At 67.0% G+C, this 19,563-nt stretch carries 20 protein-coding genes; 10 read left to right on the plus strand and 10 right to left on the minus strand.

Annotation, left to right across the window (positions count from 1 at the left end; translation table 11 throughout):
* Nucleotides 1-4: 4 nt before the first annotated feature.
* From greA to dapB, 4 genes are all read right to left on the minus strand, one after another.
* The gene (greA, locus tag D7T59_RS16000) at nucleotides 5-469 is read right to left on the minus strand and encodes a transcription elongation factor GreA (protein WP_026347191.1); all 465 of its coding nucleotides are present in this window, start codon (nucleotides 467-469) and stop codon (nucleotides 5-7) included.
* An 8-nt stretch (nucleotides 470-477) separates the two neighbouring features.
* Complete coding sequence (carB, locus tag D7T59_RS16005) at nucleotides 478-3,720, minus strand: carbamoyl-phosphate synthase large subunit (protein ID WP_180852816.1); 3,243 nt, start codon at nucleotides 3,718-3,720, stop codon at nucleotides 478-480.
* A gap of 149 nt (nucleotides 3,721-3,869) precedes the next feature.
* A complete protein-coding gene (carA, locus tag D7T59_RS16010) occupies nucleotides 3,870-4,997 on the minus strand; it encodes a glutamine-hydrolyzing carbamoyl-phosphate synthase small subunit (protein ID WP_054171664.1) in 1,128 nt (375 codons plus the stop codon).
* A gap of 355 nt (nucleotides 4,998-5,352) precedes the next feature.
* Nucleotides 5,353-6,072 carry a 4-hydroxy-tetrahydrodipicolinate reductase gene (gene dapB / locus D7T59_RS16015; RefSeq protein WP_180852817.1) on the minus strand — a complete coding sequence of 240 codons (720 nt, stop codon included), beginning with the start codon at nucleotides 6,070-6,072 and terminating at the stop codon, nucleotides 5,353-5,355.
* A 90-nt stretch (nucleotides 6,073-6,162) separates the two neighbouring features.
* Between dapB and D7T59_RS16020 the strand changes: the two genes are divergently transcribed.
* The 4 genes from D7T59_RS16020 to D7T59_RS16035 all read left to right on the plus strand — a co-directional run bounded on the left by D7T59_RS16020 (nucleotide 6,163) and on the right by D7T59_RS16035 (nucleotide 8,539).
* The gene (locus D7T59_RS16020; protein WP_430543921.1) at nucleotides 6,163-6,924 is read left to right on the plus strand and encodes a 3-oxoacyl-ACP reductase; all 762 of its coding nucleotides are present in this window, start codon (nucleotides 6,163-6,165) and stop codon (nucleotides 6,922-6,924) included.
* A 4-nt stretch (nucleotides 6,925-6,928) separates the two neighbouring features.
* Nucleotides 6,929-7,324 (plus strand): MerR family transcriptional regulator, encoded by a 396-nt coding sequence (locus D7T59_RS16025; protein ID WP_180852818.1) that lies wholly within the window; start codon nucleotides 6,929-6,931, stop codon nucleotides 7,322-7,324.
* 55 nt (nucleotides 7,325-7,379) lie between these two features.
* Nucleotides 7,380-7,961 (plus strand): NAD(P)H-dependent oxidoreductase, encoded by a 582-nt coding sequence (locus tag D7T59_RS16030; protein ID WP_180852819.1) that lies wholly within the window; start codon nucleotides 7,380-7,382, stop codon nucleotides 7,959-7,961.
* Nucleotides 7,962-8,077: 116 nt separating this feature from the next.
* Nucleotides 8,078-8,539 (plus strand): DUF4304 domain-containing protein, encoded by a 462-nt coding sequence (locus tag D7T59_RS16035; protein WP_180852820.1) that lies wholly within the window; start codon nucleotides 8,078-8,080, stop codon nucleotides 8,537-8,539.
* A gap of 69 nt (nucleotides 8,540-8,608) precedes the next feature.
* Here the strand turns inward: D7T59_RS16035 and D7T59_RS16040 are convergent, their stop codons facing one another.
* From D7T59_RS16040 to D7T59_RS16050, 3 genes are read right to left on the minus strand one after another with little or no spacing between them, the layout of a single operon-like run.
* A complete protein-coding gene (locus D7T59_RS16040) occupies nucleotides 8,609-8,863 on the minus strand; it encodes a DUF6587 family protein (protein ID WP_180852821.1) in 255 nt (84 codons plus the stop codon).
* Nucleotides 8,863-10,728 (minus strand): ferrous iron transporter B, encoded by a 1,866-nt coding sequence (gene feoB, locus D7T59_RS16045; protein ID WP_180852822.1) that lies wholly within the window; start codon nucleotides 10,726-10,728, stop codon nucleotides 8,863-8,865. Before feoB ends, D7T59_RS16040 begins: the two co-directional genes overlap by 1 nt.
* Nucleotides 10,725-10,979: a FeoA family protein gene (locus D7T59_RS16050; RefSeq protein WP_180852823.1), complete on the minus strand. Its 255-nt coding sequence runs from the start codon at nucleotides 10,977-10,979 to the stop codon at nucleotides 10,725-10,727. Before D7T59_RS16050 ends, feoB begins: the two co-directional genes overlap by 4 nt.
* A gap of 119 nt (nucleotides 10,980-11,098) precedes the next feature.
* Here D7T59_RS16050 and D7T59_RS16055 point away from each other — a divergent pair, with 119 nt between their 5' ends.
* The 6 genes from D7T59_RS16055 to D7T59_RS16080 all read left to right on the plus strand — a co-directional run bounded on the left by D7T59_RS16055 (nucleotide 11,099) and on the right by D7T59_RS16080 (nucleotide 15,196).
* Nucleotides 11,099-11,887 (plus strand): enoyl-CoA hydratase/isomerase family protein, encoded by a 789-nt coding sequence (locus D7T59_RS16055; protein ID WP_164137819.1) that lies wholly within the window; start codon nucleotides 11,099-11,101, stop codon nucleotides 11,885-11,887.
* A gap of 2 nt (nucleotides 11,888-11,889) precedes the next feature.
* Entirely contained in the window at nucleotides 11,890-12,291 is a 402-nt protein-coding gene (locus D7T59_RS16060; protein WP_164137820.1) for a VOC family protein, read from the plus strand.
* Entirely contained in the window at nucleotides 12,288-13,184 is an 897-nt protein-coding gene (locus D7T59_RS16065) for a hydroxymethylglutaryl-CoA lyase (protein WP_180852824.1), read from the plus strand. The genes D7T59_RS16060 and D7T59_RS16065 overlap by 4 nt, the downstream gene beginning before the upstream one ends.
* 100 nt (nucleotides 13,185-13,284) lie before the next feature.
* On the plus strand, nucleotides 13,285-14,055 hold the full coding sequence (locus D7T59_RS16070; protein WP_180852825.1) for an SDR family oxidoreductase: 771 nt from the start codon (nucleotides 13,285-13,287) through the stop codon (nucleotides 14,053-14,055).
* Between the two features lie 48 nt (nucleotides 14,056-14,103).
* Nucleotides 14,104-14,670: an elongation factor P-like protein YeiP gene (yeiP, locus tag D7T59_RS16075; protein WP_005409468.1), complete on the plus strand. Its 567-nt coding sequence runs from the start codon at nucleotides 14,104-14,106 to the stop codon at nucleotides 14,668-14,670.
* On the plus strand, nucleotides 14,660-15,196 hold the full coding sequence (locus tag D7T59_RS16080; protein ID WP_180852826.1) for a hypothetical protein: 537 nt from the start codon (nucleotides 14,660-14,662) through the stop codon (nucleotides 15,194-15,196). The genes yeiP and D7T59_RS16080 overlap by 11 nt, the downstream gene beginning before the upstream one ends.
* Nucleotides 15,197-15,243: 47 nt before the next feature.
* Here D7T59_RS16080 and D7T59_RS16085 read toward each other — a convergent pair whose 3' ends face one another.
* From D7T59_RS16085 to D7T59_RS16095, 3 genes are all read right to left on the minus strand, one after another.
* A complete protein-coding gene (locus D7T59_RS16085) occupies nucleotides 15,244-15,936 on the minus strand; it encodes a COG3650 family protein (RefSeq protein WP_180852827.1) in 693 nt (230 codons plus the stop codon).
* A gap of 83 nt (nucleotides 15,937-16,019) precedes the next feature.
* Nucleotides 16,020-16,412 (minus strand): nuclear transport factor 2 family protein, encoded by a 393-nt coding sequence (locus tag D7T59_RS16090; protein WP_180852828.1) that lies wholly within the window; start codon nucleotides 16,410-16,412, stop codon nucleotides 16,020-16,022.
* Complete coding sequence (locus tag D7T59_RS16095) at nucleotides 16,393-19,542, minus strand: multidrug efflux RND transporter permease subunit (protein WP_180852829.1); 3,150 nt, start codon at nucleotides 19,540-19,542, stop codon at nucleotides 16,393-16,395. The genes D7T59_RS16090 and D7T59_RS16095 overlap by 20 nt, the downstream gene beginning before the upstream one ends.
* Nucleotides 19,543-19,563: the final 21 nt, after the last annotated feature.

The raw sequence follows: 19,563 nt of genomic DNA on the forward strand, positions 1-19,563 counted from the left end.
GTGGTCAGTCCACGTAGCTGACGCTGACGATCTCGTACTCGCGCTGGCCAGCCGGGGCGTCGATCACGATCGAATCGCCTTCCAGCTTGCCGATCATCGCGCGCGCCACCGGCGAGGAGATGGCGATCAGGCCCAGCTTGATGTCCGCCTCCAGGTCACCGACGATCTGGTACTTCTTCTCTTCGTCGGTTTCCACGTCGGCCAGCGTCACGCTGGCGCCGAACACCACCTTGGAGCCGGCATTGAGCTTGCTCACGTCGATGATCTCGGCGTGCGACAGCTCGCCTTCCAGCTGCTTGATGCGGCCTTCGATGAAGCCCTGTTCCTCGCGCGCGGCGTGGTACTCGGCGTTCTCCTTCAGGTCGCCATGCTCACGCGCTTCGGCGATGGCCGCAATGACCTTCGGGCGCTTGACCGACTTCAGGTGATCCAGCTCGTCGCGCAGCTTCTGCGCGCCCTTCATCGTGATGGGGGCTCTCATGCATTCAACTCCTTGTGCAGCTCCTGCAGCGACCAGACGGGGCCGGTGCCGCGGAATTCCAGTGAATCCACCAGCGCCTTGGCGCCGGCAATGGTGGTCGAGTAGGTGACGCGATGCTGCAGCGCCTCGCGACGGATCGAGAACGAGTCGTTGATCGCCGAACGACCTTCGGTGGTGTTGACGATGTAGACGATCTCGCCGTTCTTGATCGAGTCGACGATGTGCGGACGGCCTTCGACCACCTTGTTGATGATCTCGCAGTCCATGCCGTGCTGCTGCAGCCATGCAGCGGTGCCACGGGTGGCGACCAGGCTGTAGCCACGCGCCAGCAGGGCCTTGGCCACCGGCAGCACGCGCTTCTTGTCCGGATCGCGCACCGACACGAAGGCCTTGCCGATCGGCGGGGTCTTGATGCCGCCCGCTTCCTGCGCACGCGCGAAGGCGGCGTTGAAGGTACGGCCCACGCCCATCACCTCACCGGTGGAGCGCATTTCCGGCCCGAGGATCGGATCGACGCCCTGGAACTTGGCGAACGGGAAGATCGCTTCCTTCACCGAGTAGTAGTCCGGCACGATTTCCTTGGTCGCGCCCTGCTCGGCCAGGGTCTTGCCAGCCATGCAGCGGGCAGCGATCTTGGCCAGCGGCATGCCGGTGGCCTTGGACACGAACGGCACGGTGCGCGATGCACGCGGGTTCACTTCCAGCAGGTAGATGGTGTCGGCACCTTCGTCGCTGGTCTGGATCGCGAACTGGGTGTTCATCAGACCGACCACGTTCAGGGCCTTGGCCAGTTCCACCACCTGGCGGCGCAGCTCGGCCTGGGTCTCAGCCGACAGCGAGTACGGCGGCAGCGAGCACGAGGAATCGCCCGAGTGCACGCCGGCTTCTTCGATGTGCTCCATCACGCCGCCGATCAGGACGTTGCCCTGGGCGTCGGCAATGATGTCGACGTCGCACTCGACGGCGTTGTCGAGGAAGCGGTCCAGCAGCACCGGCGAATCGTTGGACACCTTCACCGCGTCGCGCACGTAGCGGGCCAGGTCGGCTTCGCCATAGACGATTTCCATCGCGCGGCCACCCAGCACGTAGCTCGGGCGCACCACCAGCGGGTAGCCGATCTCGCGGGCCAGCAGCAGGGCTTCCTGGTCGTTGCGGGCGATGCGGTTCGGCGGCTGCTTCAGGCCCAGCTTGTCCACCAGCTGCTGGAAACGCTCGCGGTCTTCGGCCAGGTCGATCGAATCCGGGCTGGTGCCGATCACCGGCACGCCGTTGGCTTCCAGCGCGCGCGCCAGCTTCAGCGGGGTCTGGCCGCCGTACTGCACGATCACGCCCTTCGGCTGTTCCAGTTCGACGATTTCCAGCACGTCTTCCAGGGTCAGCGGTTCGAAGTACAGGCGGTCGGAGGTGTCGTAGTCGGTCGACACGGTTTCCGGGTTGCAGTTGACCATGATGGTTTCATAACCATCCTCGCGCAGGGCCAGTGCCGCGTGCACGCAGCAGTAGTCGAACTCGATGCCCTGGCCGATGCGGTTCGGGCCACCGCCCAGGATCATGATCTTGTCGCGATTGGTCGGCGCGGCCTCGCACTCGTCCTCGTAGGTCGAGTACAGGTAGGCGGTACCGGTGGAGAACTCACCGGCACAGGAATCGACGCGCTTGTAGACCGGACGCACCTTGTGCGCACGGCGCAGCGCGCGGATGGCCGCTTCGTTGGTGCCGGTCAGCTGCGCCAGGCGCGCGTCGGAGAAACCGGCACGCTTCAGCTTGCGCAGGCGCGCAGCGTCCAGCGCGTCGATGCCATCGGCGGCGACGGCGGTTTCCGCAGCGATGATTTCCTCGATCTGGTCCAGGAACCAATGATCGATGAACGACAGCGCGTAGATTTCTTCCACGCTCATGCCGGCACGGAACGCGTCGGCGACGAAGAACAGGCGCTCCGGGCCCGGGGCCTTCAGCTCGCGACGCAGGGTCTGCAGGTCTTCTTCATTGCCCAGGTCCAGGCCGGTCGGGTCGAAGCCGACCTTGCCGGTTTCCAGGCCGCGCAGCGCCTTCTGCACCGACTCCTGGAAGGTGCGGCCCATTGCCATCACCTCGCCCACCGACTTCATCTGGGTGGTCAGGCGCGCATCGGCGGCCGGGAACTTCTCGAAGGCGAAGCGCGGGATCTTGGTGACGACGTAATCGATGGACGGCTCGAACGAGGCCGGGGTCAGGCCACCAGTGATTTCGTTCTTCAGTTCGTCCAGGGTGTAACCCACGGCCAGCTTGGCGGCGACCTTGGCGATCGGGAAGCCGGTGGCCTTGGAAGCCAGCGCCGAGGAACGCGACACGCGCGGGTTCATCTCGATGACGACCACGCGGCCGGTCTTCGGGTTGATGCCGAACTGCACGTTCGAGCCACCGGTATCGACGCCGATCTTGCGCAGCACGGCGATGGAGGCATCGCGCAGGCGCTGGTATTCCTTGTCGGTCAGGGTCTGTGCCGGGGCCACGGTGATCGAGTCACCGGTATGCACGCCCATCGGGTCCAGGTTCTCGATCGAGCAGACGATGATGCAGTTGTCCGCAGTGTCGCGGACCACTTCCATCTCGAACTCCTTCCAGCCCAGCACCGACTCTTCCACCAGCACTTCGGTGGTCGGCGACAGTTCCAGGCCACGGCTGACGATCTCGACCAGCTCTTCGCGGTTGTAGGCGATGCCGCCACCGCTGCCGCCCAGGGTGAAGCTGGGGCGGATGATGGTCGGGTAGCCGACGCGGGTCTGGATCTCCAGCGCTTCGTCCAGGGTGTGGGCGACGGCGGCGGTCGGGCATTCCAGGCCGATCTCACCCATGGCCACGCGGAACAGCTCGCGGTCTTCGGCCATGCGGATCGCTTCGCGCTTGGCGCCGATCAGTTCGACGTTGTACTTCTCCAGCACGCCGTGGTCGGCCAGGTCCAGCGCGCAGTTCAGCGCGGTCTGGCCACCCATGGTCGGCAGCAGCGCGTCGGGCTTTTCCTTGGCGATGATCTTCTCGACCGTCTGCCAGTTGATCGGCTCGATGTAGACGGCGTCGGCCATCTCCGGGTCGGTCATGATCGTGGCCGGATTGCTGTTGACCAGCACCACGCGGTAACCCTCGTCACGCAGGGCCTTGCAGGCCTGGGCGCCGGAGTAGTCGAATTCGCAGGCCTGGCCGATGACGATCGGGCCAGCACCAATGATGAGGATGGTCTTGAGGTCAGTGCGCTTGGGCATTTTCTTCTCTAGGTCAGTACAGCGTGACAAGGGGGGTGATCGCACGCTGTCGATCAGGAATCTTGATCCGCAGCGCCGCGCCGGGGGCAGCAGCGATGCGGGGGCTTACGGTCCATCGCGACGCCACCGGCGGGCCGGCGGCGTACTGATCACGCCTTGGCCTGCTCCATCAGCACCACGAAGCGGTCGAACAGCGGGCCGACATCGGTCGGGCCCGGCGACGCTTCCGGATGGCCCTGGAACGAGAAGGCCGGCACGTCGGTGCGGGCGACGCCCTGGTTGGTGCCGTCGAACAGCGAACGGTGGGTCACGCGCAGGGTGGCCGGCAGGGTCGCTTCGTCGATCGCAAAACCGTGGTTCTGCGAGGTGATCATCACCCGGCCGTTGTCCAGGTCCTGCACCGGGTGGTTGGCACCGTGGTGGCCGTGGCCCATCTTCATGGTCTTCGCGCCCGAGGCCAGGCCCAGCAGCTGGTGGCCCAGGCAGATGCCGAAGGTCGGGATCTTCACGTCGATGAAGGTCTTGATCGCTTCGATGGCGTAGTCGCACGGTTCCGGGTCACCCGGGCCGTTGGACAGGAACACGCCATCCGGCTTCAGCGCCAGCACTTCGGCAGCCGGGGTCTGCGCCGGCACCACGGTCACTTCGCAGCCACGCTCGGCCAGCATGCGCAGGATGTTGGTCTTCACGCCGAAGTCGTAGGCCACGACCTTGAACCTGGCCGGCACGCTGACGAAGGCATTGGCATCCAGGTCCAGCTGGCCCTCGGTCCAGGTGTAGGTCTTCTCGGTAGTGACGACCTTGGCCAGATCCATGCCCTTCAGTCCCGGGAACTTGCGGGCGGCTTCCAGTGCCTTTTCCACGTCGATGTCGCCGGCCATCAGCGCACCGTTCTGCGCGCCCTTCTCGCGCAGGATGCGGGTCAGCTTGCGGGTGTCGATGCCGGCGATGGCAACCACGCCACGCTGGATCAGCCAATCCTGCAGCGACACCTGGCTGCGCCAGTTGCTGGGACGGCGCGGAACATCGCGCACGATCAGGCCGGCCGACCACACCTTGGACGCTTCATTGTCCTGGTCGGTCATGCCGGTGTTGCCAATATGCGGATAGGTCAGCGTGACCATCTGCCGGGCGTAGGACGGGTCGGTCAACACTTCCTGATAGCCGGTCATGGCGGTGTTGAACACCACCTCACCGACGGACAGGCCGGGCGCGCCTACGGATTCGCCCTCGAATACGGTGCCGTCTTCGAGGACGAGGATTGCGGCTTGGGTCACGGGAATCTCACTTTGGCTACCGAGGGGGCTGCCGAAGTCACGCCTGCGCTTCACGGAAATCCGGTTGCAAAAAAGCGCGGACGTACGGTCTGGGACCGGTCCGGCTTTCGTGATTCGGCGAGTGCGAATTGTAGCGCTGCCGGGGCGCTCGCGCCAGCGGTTATGTCGCTTTATGAACAGGCGATTGCGTATTCATTTCAATCCGGCGGCGTATGCGGGGTCCGCAGCCAGATCGTGCCGGACGCTGGCCGGCAATCTGCATGCCATCGGGCGCCTGGTAGTGCCGGCCGCTGGCCGGCAACCCCCATGCCTTCGGGCGCCCGGCWGCTGCCGGCCAGCGGCCGGCACTACCGCCTTACTGCAGCAGATCCCGCACCCGGTAGCTGCCCGGGGCGCGGCCCTGCAGCTGGCGGGCTGCAAACAGCGCGCCGCGGGCAAAGATGTCGCGGTTGGTGGCCCGGTGCACCAGTTCGATGCGCTCGCCCAGCCCGGTGAACTGGACCAGATGCTCGCCGACGATGTCACCGGCACGCAGGCTGGCGTAGTGAGGCTCCGCCCCGCCCCGCTGCGCGGCGGCGCCCAGGGTCAGCGCGGTGCCCGACGGCGCATCCTTCTTCTGGGTATGGTGCGATTCGACGATGTCGCAGTCCCAGCCGGCCACCGCCTGCGCCGCGCGTTCGACAAGTTCATCCAGCACCGCCACGCCCAGGCTGAAATTCGAGGCCCAGACCAGCGGGATGGTCGTTGCCGCGGCTTCCAGCGCCTGGCGCTGCGTGCTGGAGATTCCAGTCGTGCCCGAGACCAGGCCCGCGCCACGCTCCACGCACAGCGCCAGCATCGGGTCGAAACCCTCCGGCAGGCTGAAATCGATCGCCACGTCGAATGCTGGCGCACCGGACAGCTCACTGGCAGCGAAGAACGGTACGCCATCAACCACGCGCTGGGCCGGCGCACGACCGGTCACTGCGGCGGCGATCTGCAGGGTTTCAGGGTGTTCGGCGGCCAGCCGCAGCAGGGCCTGGCCCATGCGCCCGGAGGCGCCGTGAATGAGCAATCGCAGGGGAGTCTGGTTCATCCCCGCAGGCTAGCGGCAGCACGCCCGCTCCGGCAAGCGCCATCGCTGCTACGCTGCATGCCCTTTCATGCAATGGATGGCAGTTCCCTCATGCAGATCAGCGAACAGCTGGTGCTGGTCACCGGTGCCGGGCGTGGACTTGGCCAGCACATCGCCCGCGCCTTCGCCGCACAGGGCGCGCGCGTCATCGTCAACTACCACCGCAGCGAAGGCGCCGCGCGTGCTCTGGCTGCCGAACTGGGCGGACAGGCGATCGCGCTGCCGGCCGACGTCACCGATCGCGACCAGGTCGATGCGATGCTGCAGCAGGCACTGGCCCACTTCGGGCAAGGCGTGACAACCGTGGTCAACAACGCGCTGGCGGCGTTCTCGTTCAATGGCGATGCCCGCGACAGCGCCGCCGGCATCGGCTGGCCGGCCTTCCAGGCGCAGTTCGAGGGCAGCGTGCGTGGCGCACTGAACACCGTGCAGGCCGCCCTGCCCGGCATGCAGGCCCGGCGCTTCGGCCGTGTGATCAACATCGGCACCAACCTGTTCCAGAACCCGGTGGTGCCCTACCACGACTACACCGCCGCCAAGGCCGCACTGCTGTCGCTGACCCGCACCCTGGCCGGCGACCTCGGCCCGCATGGCATCACCGTAAACATGCTGTCCGGCGGCCTGCTGCGCACCACCGATGCCAGTTCCGCCACGCCGGAAGCAGTATTCGACTACATCGCCGCCAACACCCCACTGCGCAGCGTCACCACCCCGGCCGAGTTCGCCGATGCTGCGCTGTTCTTCGCCAGCCCGTGGTCACGCGCGGTGACCGGCCAGAACCTGGTGGTGGATGGCGGACTGGTGCGGGACTGAGCCGATGCGCATCTCCGAAGTCAGCCGCCTGACCGGTGCCAGCGCCAAGGCCATCCGCCTGTACGAGGCGCGCGGGCTGCTGCCGCCGGTGCCACGTCTGAACCGCTATCGCGACTACAGCGAACAGGACGTGGCCTGGGTGCAGCTGATCCGTCAGGCGTTGGGGCTGGGCATCACCCTGGCCGCGATATCCCGCCTGCAGGGCCGCGACGGGCGGCTCGACTGGCCTGCGGTACTGGCCTTGCTGGAACAACAGCGCACTCGCATTGCCAGTGAGCGGGCGCGGCTGGAACAGGTCGACCTCGCCCTGCGGCAGGTCCGCGATGAACTGCAGCAATGGCTGCACTCCGGCGGCACTGATTGCGTCCTGCAACCCAGCGGCTGCCCCACCGGCGTTTGACTCTGCCCCTGGGGCAGACTGCACCCTCGCGCACTTTCCATTGCCCGAGGTTGCCGTGTCCCGTTCCATCCTGATCCTGTTGGGCCATCCCGACCGCGACAGCCTCTGCGGCGCGCTCGCCCAGCGCTATGCCACCGCCGCCGAGAATGCTGGCCACCGGGTACGCCTGATCGCATTGGGTGACCTTGAGTTCGATACCGTACTGCATCACGGCTATCGCCAGGTCCAGCCACTGGAAGCCGATCTGCAGGACGCCGCCGATGCGATCGAGGCCTGCGATCATCTGGTGCTGGTCTATCCCACCTGGTGGGGCGCGATGCCGGCGCTGCTGAAGGGCTTCTTTGATCGCGTGCTGCTGCCGGGGTACGCCTTCCGCTACCGGCGCGATTCGGTGTGGTGGGACCGGTTGCTGGCCGGGCGCAGCGCACGGGTGATCACCACGCTGGATACACCCCCTTGGTACTACCGCTGGATCTACCGCGACGCGGGCATCACCCAGATCCGCGCCCCCCTCCTGGAATTCTGCGGCATCCGCCCGGTGCGGGTCAGCCGTCTCGGTGCGGTGCGCAGCAGTACCCCTGCACAACGCAGCAAGTGGCTGGCGCTGGCAGCAGAGCTGGGAGCGCGGGCCGGGTAGATGCACGCCATGCGTGGATGAAATGCGGGCCGCGTTCCATGTGTCGCGTTTGCCAATTGACCGCCAGGCACTGCGCCTCAAGGCTGCAGGCCCCGCTTCCGGCCCAGGCAACGCCCATGAAATCCTCGACCGTCTTCAGCAAGTGCGCCCGGAAGACCGGCTTTGCCGGCACGTCGACGACCCGCTACCGCTTGCTGGATGCCGCCCTGCTTGTCGTCAATCACCAACGCGCCAGCGAAACCCGCGGCTTCTATGTGAATGCCGGGCTCTACTTTCCTGAGCTGCTCGAGCATCCCCTCGCGCCTGAAGACCTTGAAACGGCTTACAGGTACCGCTCCAGCATCCCCACGCCCCATGTCGACTGGCGGATCGAAGAGACGCCGGGCCTGCGCCGGGCGTTCATCCAGCAGGATCTTGACGACCTGCTGGAGGCCGGCAACCGCGACGCGCTGAAGGCCCTGCTGCTCGATGCCCTTGCCGACGTGGCGGGCTTCGCGGCAACCCATGGAAACCGCGAGTCGGTGCGGCGGTTGAATCAGGACGGGAACTTCCGGGCGATCATCCGCAGAGAGGTCTAGTAGATCCACGCCATGCGTGGATGGACTCCAGGAGTGTGCGAACCAAGGTTCGCACCTACCAAGACACATTCAGTGCTGTTTGGGCGGCGTCGGCCCGCAGCTGTCACAGCCACCACAGGCACCAGCACCGCCACTGGCCGGCGGTGCGATCTTCCGCCCCAGCGCCTGCATCCAGCCGGCGCGGCCGGGCTTCAACAGGGCCAGTGCCAGCGCCCCGCGCAGCTTGCGCACGGTGCCGGGGAACTGCTTCTTCAGCACCACCCAGGCACTGACCAGCACGGCCACCGCGATGATCAGGTACTGCAGCAGCAGGCCGGTATCCATCAGCCGCCTCCCAGCGCCTTGGTCACCTGGTAGGTGATCAGCGCGGCCACGTAGGCCGCAGCAAACAGGTAGAACGCCGAGAAGGCCATCGTCTTCCACGAATTGGTCTCGCGCTTGATGGTGGCCAGCGTCGAGATGCACATCGGGGCGTAGATGTACCAGACCAGCAGCGACAGCGCGGTGGCCAGCGACCAGCCGTCGCTGATCAGCGGGGTCAGCGCCTGGCTGGCGGCATCGTCATCGGCCGCCGACAGCGCGTACACGGTGGCCAGCGAGGACACTGCCACTTCGCGCGCGGCCAGGCCCGGAATCAGCGCGATGCAGATCTGCCAGTTGAAGCCCAGCGGCGCGAAGAACACGGCCATCGCATGGCCGATCTGGCCGGCGTAGCTGTAGTCGATGGCCGGCATGGTGGCGCCAGCCGGGGCCGCCGGGAACGACAGCAACACCCACAGCAGGATGGTCAGCGCCAGGATGATGCCGCCGACGCGCTTGAGGAAGATCATGCCGCGCTCGTACAGACCCACCGCCAGATCGCGCACGTGCGGCAGGCGGTACGACGGCAACTCCAGCATCAACGGGTGCTCGCTCTTGTCGCGGCGCCACTTCTTCATGATCCACGACATCGCCAGCGCGCTGAGGATGCCGGCCGCGTACAGGCCGAACAGCACCAGGCCCTGCTGGTTGAACACGCCCCATACCGTCTTCTGCGGGATGAACGCACCGATCAGCAGCGCATACACCGGCAGGCGCGCCGAGCAGGTCATCAGCGGCGCCACCAGGATCGTGGCCAGCCGGTCACGCGGGTCCTGGATGCTGCGGGTGGACATGATGCCCGGCACCGCGCAGGCGAAGCTGGACAGCAGCGGGATGAACGAGCGGCCGGACAGGCCGGCAGCGGCCATCATGCGGTCCAGCAGGAACGCCGCGCGCGGCAGGTAACCGGATTCCTCCAGCACCAGGATGAAGAAGAACAGGATCAGGATCTGCGGCAGGAACACCACCACGCCACCGACGCCGGCGATGATGCCGTCGGTCAGCAGGCTGGCCAGCGGGCCTTCCGGCAGCACGCTGCCGACAAAGGCACCAAGCCAGGCGAAACCGGCCTCGATGCCGTCCATCAGCGGCGTCGCCCAGGCATACACCGCTTGGAAGATCAGGAACATCACCACCGCCAGGCTGATCAGGCCGAACACCGGGTGCAGCAGCCAACGGTCCAGCGCGTCGTCGATCTTCGCGGTCCGCGCCGGCATGCGCACGGCCACCGACAGGATCTCGCGCACCTTGGCGTGGTAATCGATGCCACCTTCCGGGCCCGGCACCGGCGCATCCAGGTGCGGCACCATCGCGTCCAGGCGCTCGACCAGGGCCTTGGCACCCTGCTTGCGCACCGCCACGGTTTCCACCACCGGCACGCCCAGCTCGCGCTCCAGCGCGGCCACATCCACCTGGATGCCACGGCGCTGGGCGGCATCGATCATATTCAGCGCCACCACCATCGGCTTGCCCAGTTCGCGCAGTTCCAGCGCGAAACGCAGGTGCAGGCGCAGGTTGGTGGCGTCGATCACGCACAGCAGCACGTCCGGCGCGGCTTCGCCCGGGTAGAAGCCCCGGCACAGGTCGCGGGTGATCGCTTCATCCAGGCTGGCCGGCTGCAGGCTGTAGGCACCGGGCAGATCGAGTACGGCGAACTCGCGGCCGGACGGCGCACGCAGGCGCCCTTCCTTGCGCTCGACGGTGACGCCGGTGTAATTGGCGACCTTCTGCCGGCTGCCGGTCAGCTGGTTGAACAGTGCGGTCTTGCCGCTGTTGGGATTACCGACCAGCGCAATGCGCAGGGGGGCGGTAGTGGCAGTGGCGGTCATGCACGTCGTTCCTGGCTGGCAGCGTCGACAACGACGCGCTTGGCTTCACTGATCCGCAGCGCGAACCGGGTGAACCCGACCTGCACCAGCAGCGGTTCGCCCCCCACCGGACCCTTGGCCACCAGGCGCACTTCCTCGCCCTTCACGAAACCCAGCTCGCGCAGGCGACGGGCGATGGCATCGTTGGCATGCAGGTCCTGCACGGACTCGACCACGGTCGAGGTGTGCAGCGGCAGTTCGGACAGCGTCATCTAGCGTATTCTCTGCTGGATGTAAATGGTTCTCGATTCTAACATTCCCGCGTCGCGTCATGGCCCATGACCAATGGCCCGCTATGATCCATACAGGTATGGAGTGACCCTGGAATCCCATGAACGATGCTTTGCAGATCGAGCGCAGCGGCGCCGCCCTCACCCTCTGGCTGAACCGGCCGGAGCTGCACAACGCCTTTGACGCCGGCCTGATCGCCCGCCTGACCGCCGCACTTGAGGCCGCCGGCCGCGATGATTCGGTGCGCGCAGTGGTACTGGCCGGCCATGGTGCCTCCTTCTCGGCCGGCGCCGACATGCAGTGGATGCGCGGCATGGCCGCCGCCAGCGAGGCCGACAACCGCGAGGACTCGCTGGCCCTGGCGCGGCTGATGCGCACCCTGGACGAGCTGCCCAAGCCGACCCTGGCCCGGGTCCACGGCGCGGCCTTCGGTGGCGGCGTCGGCCTGGTCGCCTGCTGCGACATCGCCATCGCCAGCACCTCGGCACGCTTCGGCCTGACCGAAAGCCGCCTCGGCCTGCTGCCGGCGGTGATCTCGCCCTACGTGATCGAGGCCATCGGCCCGCGCCAGGCGCGGCGCTGGTTTGCCACCGGCGAGCACTTCGACGCCGATACCGCACTGCGCATCGGCCTGGTCCACCAGCTGGTCGAGCCCGAGCGCCTGGACGAGGCGCTGGAGCGCCAGCTGGCCCTGCTCGACAAGGCCGGCCCGATTGCCTCGTCCACCGCCAAGCAGCTGGTCCGGCAGGTCCGCGACAGCCATGACCGCGACGCCCTGGATCGGGATAATGCCGCCCTGATCGCGCGCCTGCGGGTGTCCGCCGAGGGCCAGGAAGGCCTGGGCGCCTTCCTCGACAAGCGCGCGCCCCACTGGGTCACGGAAGCCTGAACATGCTCGATCATCTTGGTTTGACCAGCGCCGACCTGGCGCGCAGCAAGACCTTCTTCCTGCAGGCACTGGCGCCGCTGCAGATCGGCGTGGTGATGGAAGTGACCGCCGAACAGACCGGCGCGCACGACCACATCGGCTTCGGCAGCGACGGCAAGCCGTTCTTCTGGCTCGGCAATGGCGGCACGGCCAGCCACGGCGTGCACGTGGCCTTCGCCTGCACCAGCCGCGACCAGGTGGACGCCTTCCATGCCGCCGCCCTCGCCGCCGGCGGCCGCGACAACGGCGCGCCGGGCCTGCGCCCGTGGTACCACCCCGACTACTACGGCGCCTTCGTGCTCGACCCGGACGGCAACAACATCGAGGCTGTCTGCCATCGCCCCGCCAGCGAGGTGGCCGCATGAGCGACTACGTCCGCATCGTCGAGGTCGGCCCGCGTGACGGCCTGCAGAATGAAAAGCAGATGGTGTCCACCGCCGACAAGATCGAACTGATCAACCGCCTGTCGGCCACCGGCCTGCGCAGCATCGAGGCGACCAGCTTCGTCAGCCCGAAGTGGATCCCGCAGCTGGCCGACGCCGCCGAGGTCTACGCCGGCATCCAGCGCCGGCCCGGCATCCACTACCCGGTGCTGGTGCCGAACGAACAGGGCTACGACCGCGCCCGTGCGGTGGGCGTGGAGGAAGTGGCGGTGTTCACCGCCGCGTCCGAAGCCTTCAACCGCACCAACACCAATGCCGGCATCGACGAATCGCTGGCCCGCTTCGAGCCGATCCTGCGCCGCGCCGCCGCCGATGGCATGCGCGTGCGCGGTTATGTCTCGACGGTGCTCGGCTGCCCCTACCAGGGCGAGGTGCCACTGGCCGACGTGGTGCGGGTGGCGCGCGCCCTGCACCAGATGGGCTGTTACGAAATCTCGCTGGGCGACACCATCGGCGTCGGCACCCCGCGCAAGGCACGGGCGATGCTGCAGGCGGTTGCCGCCGAGATTCCGATGTCGGCACTGGCCGTGCACTTCCACGATACCTACGGCCAGGCCATCGCCAACATCGCCACCTGCCTGGAAGAAGGCGTGCGCGTGGTCGACAGCGCGGTGTCCGGTGCCGGTGGCTGCCCGTATGCCAAGGGCGCCAGCGGCAACGTCGCCAGCGAGGATGTGGTCTACCTGCTGCAGGGCCTGGGCCTGGACAGCGGCGTGGACCTGCCGGCCCTGGCCGAGACCGGCCGCTGGCTGGCCGGCCTGCTCGGCCGCGCCACCGCCAGCCGCACCGGGCAGGCGCTGGCCGCCGCCGGTTGATGATGGCACTGCGCCGCCCTTGCCGGGCGGCGCAGTGCACAACGGCGACGGTCGCGGCTTCCGTTAGAATCGGCGGTTCTCGAACCTGCAGGACCGTTCAATGCAGCTGTCTTCCGTACGTGCCGTGATCACTGGCGGCGTCTCCGGCCTCGGCCTGGCCGTGGCCCAGCACCTCGTCGCCCAGGGCGGCAAGGTGGCCCTGTTCGACCTCAACGACGACAAGGGCGCTGCCGCCGTTGCCGGACTGGGCGCCGACAAGGCCCGCTACTTCAACGTCAACGTCAGCGATGAGGCGGCGGTAACCGCGGCCATCGACCAGGCCCACGATTTCCTCGGCGGCCTCAACGTGGCGATGAACTGTGCCGGCATCCTCGGCGCCGGTCGCGTGCTGGGCAAAGAGGGCCCGATGCCGCTGGCCGGTTTCCAGGGCACGGTGATGGTCAACCTGGTCGGCAGCTTCAACGTCGCCAAGGCAGCGGCCAACCGCATGCAGCACAACGAAGCCAGCACCGACGGCGAACGCGGCGTGATCATCAACACCGCCAGCATCGCCGCCTATGAAGGCCAGATCGGCCAGGCCGCCTATGCCGCCAGCAAGGGCGGCGTGGTCTCGATGACGCTGCCGATGGCACGCGAGCTGTCGCGCTTCGGCATCCGCGTCAACACGATTGCCCCGGGCGTGTTCTGGACGCCGATGGTCGATGGCATGCCCGAGGCCGTGCAGCAGTCGCTGGCCGCGTCGATCCCGTTCCCGTCGCGCCTGGGCAAGCCGGAAGACTTCGCCAGCCTGGTCGGATTCATCCTCGGCAACACCTACCTCAATGGCGAGACCATCCGCCTGGACGGCGCTACCCGCCTCGCTCCGAAGTGATTCCCCCGGGCGCCGGGACGGCGCCCTCCCCCAACGACCAACATCATCATGAAAGCCAACGACATCAAGAAGGGCAACGTCGTCGAGTACAACAACGGCGTGTACCAGATCCGCGACATCGAGCGCAGCTCGCCGCAGGGTCGCGGCGGCAACGTCCGCTTCCGCTTCATCATGTACAGCGTGCCGGGCGGCAACAAGCTCGATGCCAGCTTCGATGCCGACGACAACCTGGTCGAGGTCGAACTGCTGCGCCGCCAGTCCACCTATTCGTACAAGGATGGCGATGCGTTCGTGTTCCTCGATGACGAGGACTACACCCCGTACACCCTGGATGCGGACGTGATCGGCGACGACGCCGGCTACATCACTGATGGCCTGACCGGCATCTACGTGCAGGTGATCGACGAGCAGCCGGTGGCGATCCAGCTGCCGGCCTCGGTGGTGCTGGAAGTGATCGAAACGCCGCCGGAACTGAAGGGCGGCACCGCCACCAAGCGCCCGAAGCCGGCCAAGCTCAACACCGGCATCGAGATCATGGTGCCGGAGTACATCGTCAACGGCGAACGCGTGCTGGTGAACACCGCCACCGGCGAATTCGCTGGCCGTGCCGACTAAGCGCCTTGCGCTGATCGCTTGCCTGTCCCTGCTTGCGGCGTGTTCGCCGCAGGCAGCGGACAGCGCTGCCAACGCAACGCCGAAGGCCACGCCGGCCGTGACGGCCGCACCTGCGGTGGAGGCACCGGCCGCCGTCGAGGCCACCGCCGAAGCGGAGCCCGCTACCGACCGGCCCTCGGGCGATGAGGACCTGGACAAGGCACGTGCAGCCGCGGGCTGCCCGGTCCCGGAGGATGTGTATGACATCGACGACGTGCGCATCTACTGTGCGATGCCAGCCGATGTGCAGCTCTTCCTCGCGCGCGAGAACACCTGCCAGCACTTTGCGGGTGAAGAACCCTACGACGACGAGCGCCGCCGCGAACTGGAAGAGGCCAGCGCCCAGTACTGCGAGGGCCGCGAGAAGATCTTCACCGATCTGGTCGCGCGTCATCGCGGTGACTGCGCTGTCCGCGCAGCGCTGATCGGAATCAACACACGCTATGACCTGGACTTCGATCTCGACCTGAAGCCCTGCGAGGGCTGACCCGTCGATGATGTAGAGCCGAGCGTGGGCTCGGCTCTACAGATGGCTTACGGCTGCTTCGCGCCGAAATTGCCGCAGCCGTGGTACTGGCGCGTGCCAACAGTCAGCATCACCTTGGCCTCGAACGCCTCGCCACTCATGTCGTCCTGGCAGGTGGTGCGCTGGAAGCTGAGCTTGACGTCGGTGCCATCGGACGCCTTGCCACTCCATCCATCGGCACCTTCGGTGGGTTTGGCCACGTCGAAGCGTCGCTCGCCGTAATCGACTTCCACCTGCAGGCCTGGCGTGTCGCCATCTACGACCGCGAGCCACCCCGGTTCATTGCCGGTGGCACGGAACGCGGCATTGCCGGCACTGCCATCGCCTTCAGTGGCTTCAACCGCATGGCACTCGCGGTCGGCCTCGCCCTTCAGGCTCAACAGGCCGTCATCGCTGCCCTTGGTCCAGAAGCTGTTGCCCTGGCCATCGCCATACTTGGCGCCGGACGCCGCCCGCTCGGAGGTCATGGCGAAGGTGCGCTCGCCGATCACCACCGTGGCGGCGTCTTCACCATTGAAGGTCGCACGCACGTTCAGGTCACCACACTGGTAGGTGGTCTCGTTGCCACCCGCGGTGCTGGCACTTGGCTGCGGCGTGGCAGGCGGAGTGTCATTGCCGCCTGCGGCGGGCGGCTGGGCAGGCTGGCACGCGGCCAGCACCAACCCGAGGGAGGCTGCCAACAGACTGGGAACTACACGCATGGCTCGACTCCTTGTCGACATTACAGAGTTGCTCGACCCTACCACCTGCCGGTGAGCGGGGCCTGAAAGCGGCCTGACCGTGCTCATCTGGCCAGTACCGCCATCGACAACAGTTGTGCGCCCGCAGCACCGGAACTACAGGTCCACACCCGCAGCAGGCGCAGTTCCAGTTCGTGCTCACGGCCCTGATTGCACACCGACAGGCGCACGTCGCTGGACAACAACGCCAGGCGACCGCACAACAACGTTTCCGCCGCCTGCAGCCGCAGACCCCGCACCTGCAGGTTGCCCGCCAGCCAATCACCCAGCCAGGGCAGATCCAGCATGCGGCCTCCGTTGCCATCCATCATGAACAGCGCAGGCGATACCAGCGCGATCATTGCCGCGTGGTCATCCTCCAGCAACGCCTGGCACAGGCACTGTTCCAGCGCCGCCAGCTGCGCCTCATGCAGGTCTTCAACGATGTTCCGTTCCATCCACGGATCCTTCCGGCATCGGCCGGCGCCTGCGCAGGCGCTGCGCGATCCACTGCCGCGCGCCCTGCACCACTACATAGAAGACCGGCACGAAGAACACCGCCAGCACGGTCGCACTGACCATGCCGCCGAACACACCGGTTCCGATCGCCTGCTGGGTTTCCTTCGACGCCCCCTGCGCCAGCATCAGTGGCACCACGCCCAGCGCGAAGGCCAGCGAGGTCATCATGATCGGCCGCAGGCGCAGCCGCGCCGCCTCCAATGCCGCTTCCACCAAGCCGCGGCCCTGCTGCTGCAGCTGGCGCGCGAACTCGACGATGAGGATCGCATTCTTCGCCGACAGCCCGATCACGGTGATCATGCCGACCTTGAAGAACACGTCGTTGGGCATGCCGCGCAGCAACACCGCCGCAACCGCGCCGAGCAGGCCCAACGGCACCACCAGCATCACCGCCAGCGGAATCGACCAGCTCTCGTACAGCGCCGCCAGCACCAGGAACACCACCAGCATCGACAACAGCAGCAGCCACGGCGCCTGCGCGCCCGATTCGCGCTCCTGCAGCGACTGACTGGTCCACTGCAGGGCAAAACCGGACGGCAGCTTTTCGGCCAACCGCTCCATCTCCGCCATCGCCTGGCCGGTCGACACGCCAGAGGCCGGGGCGCCGGACAGGTTCAGCGCCGGGAAGCCCAGATAGCGCTGCAGCTGCAACGGCGCCTCGGTCCAGTGCGGGGTCACCAGTTCGGACAGCGCCACCATGCCACCCTCGCTGTTGCGCACGTACAGCTTCAGCACGTCTTCCAGTTCCATGCGATGCGGCGCATCGGCCTGCAGGATCACCTGCTGCAACCGGCCCTTGTTGGGGAAATCATTGACGTACTGCGAGCCCATTGCCGCCGACAGCGTGCTGCTGATGTGCTCGAAACCTACGCCCATCGCCTCGGCCTTGGCGCGGTCAATGTCCAGCCGCACGCTGGTACCTGCTGGCAGGCCATCGGCATGCACCTCCGACAGCAGCGAGCTGGCCTCGGCCAGCTTCAGCAGCTGCTGCAGGGCCGCGCGCAGTTCAGCCTGGCTCTGCCCGGTACGTGCCTGCAGCGCCAGCGAGAACCCGGACGAACGCCCCAGGCTGTCGATCGCCGGTGGCATCACGCTCATCACCTCGCCCTCCGCGAGCGTGGCCATCGCCTTCTGCGCGGCTTCCACCTCACCGGCCGCAGTGGCGCCTGCACGCTCGCCCCAATCCTTCAGCATGGTGTAGGTCAGCGCCGCGCTCGGGCCGGAACCGGAGAAGCTGTAGCCGAGGATCGACTGGTTGGAGCCGATGCCCGGGCGCGAGGCCACATGCCGTTCATAGGCTTCGACCACCGCCAGCGTGCGTTCGGCGGTGGCTTCGGCCGGCAGCTGGATCGAGGTCATGAAATAGCCCTGGTCCTCTTCCGGAAGGAACGCGCCCGGCAGCCAATGCAGGCCCAGCAGCAGCGCAGCTACCAAGGCAGCGAACACGCCCATCACCCGCCCGCTCCGTTGCAGCACCGAGGCCACGCCACGCTGGTAGCGCCCGGTCATCTTCTCGAAGCCACGATTGAAAGCGCCGAACAACCCGCCACGACCATGATGGCCATGGGTGTTCGGGCGCAGCAGGGCCGCGCACAGCGCCGGGGTCAGGCTCAGTGCCAGCAGCGCCGAGAACAGGATCGACACCGCCATCGCCACGGTGAACTGGCGGTAGATCGCGCCCACCGAACCGCTGGCGAACGCCATCGGAATGAACACTGCGGTCAGCACCAGGGTGATGCCGATCACCGCGCCGGTCAGCTCGCGCATCGCCTTGATGGTGGCCTCGCGGGGTGGCAGGCCTTCCTCGGCCATGATCCGCTCCACGCCTTCGACCACCACGATCGCATCGTCAACGATGATGCCGATCGCCAGCACCATGCCGAACATGGTCAGCACGTTGATCGAGAAGCCCAGCGCCAGCATCACCGCGAAGGTGCCCAGCAGCGCGATCGGTGCGACCAGCGCCGGGATCAGCGTGTAACGCCAGTTCTGCAGGAACAGGTACATCACCGCGAACACCAGCAGCATCGCTTCCAGCAGCGTCTGCACCACCTTCTGGATCGAGATCTTCACGAAGGGTGCGGTATCGAACGGAATGCTCGCCTCCACGCCGCGCGGCAACAGGGGCGCCAGTTCGGCCATGCGCTCACGGACCGCCGACGCCGTGCGCACCGCATTCGCGCCCGGGCGCAGCTGCACGCCTGCGGCGGTGGCCGGATGGCCATCCTCGCGGGTGCCCCAGGCATAGCTCTGCGCGCCCAGTTCAACGCGGGCGACATCGCCCAGCAGCACCCGCGAGCCGTCGGCCCCAGCACGCAGCACGATGGCCGCGAACTGTTCCGGCGTGGACAACTGGCCGTCGGCGCTGAGCGGCACGGTGATGCGCTGGCCTGGAACACCCGGCGAATCACCGATGCGCCCCGGCGAGATCTCCAGGTTCTGCTGCTCGATGGCAGCAGCCACGTCACCCATGGTCAGCCCGTAGCCGGTCAACCGGGTCGGGTCCAGCCACACGCGCATCGCCTGCTCGGCACCGAACAGCTGCACGCGGCCGACGCCTTCGATGCGGCGCAGCTCTTCGATGATGTTGCGCGCCATGAAGTCGCCCAGTGCCGCCTCGCTGACGCTGGCGTCCGGCGAACGCAGGCCGACCAGCATCAGGAAGCCGGAATCGGCGGCCTCCACGAACAGGCCGTTCTGGCGCACGCTGCGCGGCAGGCGTGGTTCGATCGCCTTGATCCGGTTCTGTACGTCCACCTGCGCCAGCTCAGGGTTGGTGCCCGGCTTGAAGGTCGCAGTAATCGAGGCTTCGCCGGAGGTGTCCACCGACGATTCGAAGTACAGCAGGTGCTTGACGCTGGACAGCTCGCGCTCGATCAGGCCGACCACCGCATCATTCAACGTCTGTGGGCTCGCACCCGGGTAGCTGGCATAGATGCTGACGCTGGGTGGCGCGACTGCCGGATAACGCTCAACGGCCAGCCGCGGGATCGCCAGCACGCCGGCCAGGATGATGAAGATCGCCAGCACCCAGGCGAACACCGGGCGATCGATGAAGAAACGTGCCATGTTGGATTTTCCTGGAGGAGC

Origin of the sequence: Stenotrophomonas maltophilia (assembly GCF_013464915.1) — a bacterium.
GTDB lineage: Bacteria > Pseudomonadota > Gammaproteobacteria > Xanthomonadales > Xanthomonadaceae > Stenotrophomonas > Stenotrophomonas maltophilia_AT.